The sequence below is a fragment of the Cardiobacterium sp. genome, from assembly GCF_057314735.1.
Window position 1 is genome coordinate 1 of the sequence record NZ_DBHKZK010000028.1, and the last position, 3,907, is coordinate 3,907.

General features: G+C 58.5%; 4 protein-coding genes and 1 pseudogene. 3 read left to right on the plus strand and 2 right to left on the minus strand.

The genetic code is table 11. The features are described from left to right. Window positions 1-137: 137 nt before the first annotated feature. Window positions 138-287 (plus strand): annotated as a pseudogene (locus ACO54Z_RS03125) (IS1 family transposase); the annotation flags it as partial. Between the two features lie 477 nt (window positions 288-764). On the opposite strand, the gene ACO54Z_RS03130 reads toward ACO54Z_RS03125, so the two are convergent. Both ACO54Z_RS03130 and ACO54Z_RS03135 read right to left on the minus strand, forming a co-directional pair. Further along, window positions 765-1,256 (minus strand): peptidylprolyl isomerase, encoded by a 492-nt coding sequence (locus ACO54Z_RS03130; RefSeq protein ID WP_485995708.1) that lies wholly within the window; start codon window positions 1,254-1,256, stop codon window positions 765-767. Beyond that, on the minus strand, window positions 1,253-1,822 hold the full coding sequence (locus tag ACO54Z_RS03135) for a peptidylprolyl isomerase (protein ID WP_485995709.1): 570 nt from the start codon (window positions 1,820-1,822) through the stop codon (window positions 1,253-1,255). Before ACO54Z_RS03135 ends, ACO54Z_RS03130 begins: the two co-directional genes overlap by 4 nt. 58 nt (window positions 1,823-1,880) lie before the next feature. Between ACO54Z_RS03135 and cysS the strand changes: the two genes are divergently transcribed. Then, on the plus strand, window positions 1,881-3,242 hold the full coding sequence (gene cysS, locus ACO54Z_RS03140; protein WP_485995710.1) for a cysteine--tRNA ligase: 1,362 nt from the start codon (window positions 1,881-1,883) through the stop codon (window positions 3,240-3,242). Between the two features lie 438 nt (window positions 3,243-3,680). Next, window positions 3,681-3,907 (plus strand): hypothetical protein (locus ACO54Z_RS03145; RefSeq protein ID WP_485995711.1); only part of this gene is annotated, 227 nt, incomplete at its 3' end.

Sequence of the window (3,907 nt, forward strand, 5' to 3'; positions counted from 1 at the left end):
TTGGGCTGCATCATGGTTTGGTTACCGCTATGAGTGAATTGTAAACAGCCCCTAGGGTGGGGGCAGCAAACAACAGCTCAGCAGATTTGAGATTTTGTTGGGGTGTCGTGCAAGTTATGGTTTGGAAGGAAGTCTAATATACCGTCGGCATTGAAGGGAATAACTGCCGTTTGCACCAACGGATATGCCGCGCGGTACGTAAAACCTGTTGTTTCTCCAAGAAGATAACCTATCACCTCAAAGCATTTGCCATCGGATTTTTCTATATCAACTACGGATTTGTTTGAGGCAGCATACATTTTAGGACACCACCGCCCTTGAAAGTCGCTCCTCACGCGGGAGCGCGAGTTGAAACCGCAGTCCTGCCAGCGCTGGCCGTCTCCGGCGCAGTCGCTCCCCTCGCGGGAGCGCGAATTGAAACTACCAGCCACATTTCGATTCGCGCAGCACCGAGGTCGCTCCCCACGCGGGAGCACGACAAGTCGCTTTGTGGCCATCTCGTCTTTAGATTTGTCGATGGCCTGATTTTGGGTCCCCATTTTGTGCCCTGTCCGTGGTGGTGAACCTTTCGCGCCACGGGCTACCAGTGCTGACGATCCACAAGACTGCTTCGGGAAAGAGGCGGTTATCAGCTGTCCTTGCCGCGCCATAGCGGCGCCCTTTGCCCATTGGCATCAAATCAGGTCTGTCAACGTCCCCTGGTGATGGCTATACATCTACCCTGTAAAAAGCCCCTGTCGGCGGTGGCTGACAGGGGCGATGTTTTACAGAATTTCCGTCTTCTCGATAATCACGTCTTCCGTGGGCACGTCGCGGTGCATCCCGTTGCGCCCGGTTTTGACGGCGGCGATTTTGTCAATCACGTCGAGCCCGGCGACGACTTTGCCGAAGACGGCGTATCCCCAGCCCGCCTGGGTTTTGCTGGTGTGGTTGAGGTAGCCGTTATCGACGAGGTTGATGAAGAATTGCGATGAGGCGCTGTGCGGGTCGCTGGTACGCGCCATCGACAGCGTGCCGCGCAGGTTTTTCAGGCCGTTGTCGGCCTCATTTTCAATCGGCTCGCGCGTGTCTTTTTCGACCATGCCCGGCTCCATGCCGCCGCCCTGGATGACGAAGCCGGGGATGACGCGGTGGAAGATGGTGCCGTTGTAGAAGCCGTCTTCGGCGTATTGCTGGAAGTTTTTCGCGGTAATCGGCGCTTTGTCGAAGTCAAGTTCGATGTCGATGACGCCGTGGTTGGTGGTGAAGCGGATCATTTGGCTTTTTCCTCTTTGGGTTCAGGCAGGATTTCTACGGTTTGGATGGTGACGGTTTTTTCCGGCACGTCCGCATAGGGCGGGCGCGCGCCGGTTTTGACTTTGGCGATGGCATCGACGGTGCTCATGCCGCTCACCACTTTGCCGAAGACGGCGTAACCGTAGGCATCAGCGCCGCCGGGGTTGAGCGCTTCGTTATCGACGAGGTTGATGAAGAATTGCGAAGTCGCCGAATGCGGGTTGCTGGTGCGCGCCATGGCAATGGTGCCGCGCGTGTTTTTCAGGCCGTTGTGCGCTTCGTTGGCAATCGGCTCGCGCGCCGGTTTCTCTTTCATGTCGGCGGTGTGGCCGCCACCTTGAATCATGAAACCGGGGATGACGCGGTGGAAGATGGTGTCGTTATAAAAGCCGTCCTCGGCGTAACGGCGGAAGTTGGCGACCGTCGCCGGGGCGCGGTCTTCGTCCAGCTCAACGGTGATGTCGCCCATCGAAGTGTGGATGATGGCGGTCGGCGTGGCAAGCGCGCTGCCGCCGAGCAAGGCGAGGGTGAAAAGCAGGTTTTTCATGGCATTTCAAGGTTAGCAAAGGGGCGGCTATACTAGCAAAATTTCCCCGGAGAGAATCATGAACGCATTGCAGTTTTACAACAGCCTGACCCGGCAAAAAGCCCCCTTCACCCCGCGCGAACCCGGCAAAATCGGCATGTACGTCTGCGGCATGACCGTCTATGACTACTGCCACATCGGCCACGCGCGGGTGATGGTCGTCTTCGACACCATCGCCCGCCACCTGCGCGCGCTCGGCTATGACCTCAAATACGTGCGCAACATCACCGACATTGACGACAAAATCATCGCCCGCGCCCATGAAAACGGCGAGCCGATAGACGCCCTCACCGCGCGCTTCATCGTCGCCATGCACGAAGACGAAGCGGCGCTCGGCTGCGCCCGCCCGGACGTCGAGCCGCGCGCGACCGCCGCCGTTCCCGGCATGATTGAACTCGTGCAAACCCTCATCGCCAAAGGCCACGCCTACGCCGCGGATAACGGCGACGTTTACTACGCCGTGCGCAGCTTCCCCGATTACGGCAAACTCGCCAACCGCAGCCTCGACGACCTGCGCGCCGGCGAACGCATCGCGGTCAACGAAGCCAAAAAAGACCCGCTCGACTTCGTCCTGTGGAAAGCGGCAAAACCCGGTGAGCCCGCATGGGACAGCCCCTGGGGCAAAGGCCGCCCTGGCTGGCACATCGAATGCTCGGTGATGGGCAATGAGACCCTCGGCGAACACTTCGACATCCACGGCGGCGGCATGGATCTCAAATTCCCGCACCACGAATGCGAAATCGCGCAAAGCGAAGGCGCCTCCGGCCACCCGCACGTCAATTACTGGATACACAACGGCTTCGTGCAAATCGACAACGAAAAAATGAGCAAATCGCTCGGCAACTTCTTCACCGTGCGCGACGTCCTGAAAAAATACGACGGCGAAACCCTGCGCGCCTTCATCCTCAGCAGCCATTACCGCGGGCCGCTCAACTACAGCGACGCCGCCCTCGATGAGGCAAAAAAAGCGCTGACCCGCCTCTACAGCGCGCTCGATAAGGCGCCCACGGACGGCGCTATTGACGCCGCCGCCGTCGCCGCCTTTGACGAGGCGATGAACGACGACTTCAACACCCCGAAAGCCTTTGCCGTCCTCTTTGACCTCGCGCGGCGCCTCAACAGCGGCGAAACCGCACTCGCCGCGACGCTGAAAACCCTCGGCGGCCGCTTGGGGCTTTTGCAACAAGACCCGGCGACGTGGCTCAAGGGCGAAAACAGCGGCTCGCTGAGCGAGGCCGACATCCTCGCCCGTATCCACGCGCGCGCGGAAGCGAAAGCGGCGAAAGACTACGCCCGCGCCGACGCCATCCGCGCGGAACTCGCCGCGCAAGGCATCATCATCAAAGACACCGCCGACGGCACCGAATGGCGGTATGAATAACGCCTTGCCCTGCGATTTACATACACTTGAGAGCTCGAAGTGTATGTAAAGTGGAGTAAAACAGAAACAGCCCAAGAATCCCCCTCCCCCGCAGGGCGAAGCCCGCAGCGGGCGGGTTCCCACGCAAAATGCGTTCGCATTTTGCGTGGGGCCCGGGGGAGGGATGGGTGGGGGTTGGTGATATTACGCTTAAACTGAATTTGTTGTTTTTCAACGAATTTTCAACCCTCACCCACTCCGTCTCGCTGCGCGAGCTGTCCCAGTACCACTGGGACAAGCATTGCTCACGTAGCGAGATAGGGGGTATATCGGCGGTTTTACCTGCTCCCGTTATGCATAAGAAAACGGGTTTTCCCAGACTCTAAAACAGATTCTAAGGGTACGAGGACAGCACCTTTTGAGCAGATGCGACACCGCTTGCAACCATTGGCCATTTTCATGAACCGACAAGACAGCATCACGCTCGGCAAAATCATCTTCGGCTTTACCTTCATGTTTCTCTTTCTGCCCTGGCTGGTGCTGGTGAAGAAAGTGGCGGTGCCGGAATGGATGCCCCAACTGCTGGTATCACTCATTAGACCTCTTTCCAAACCAGGCAAAGGCATACGTTTTTTGGAATTTGTATCCCTGCCCCCACCCCAGCCCTCCCCCACGGGGGAGGGAGC

Coding starts and splice junctions, on each gene's coding strand:
- ACO54Z_RS03130 (WP_485995708.1), bottom strand. CDS start 1,256: ATGATCCGCTTCACCACCAACCACGGCGTCATCGACATCGAACTTGAC.
- ACO54Z_RS03135 (WP_485995709.1), bottom strand. CDS start 1,822: ATGAAAAACCTGCTTTTCACCCTCGCCTTGCTCGGCGGCAGCGCGCTT.
- cysS (WP_485995710.1), top strand. CDS start 1,881: ATGAACGCATTGCAGTTTTACAACAGCCTGACCCGGCAAAAAGCCCCC.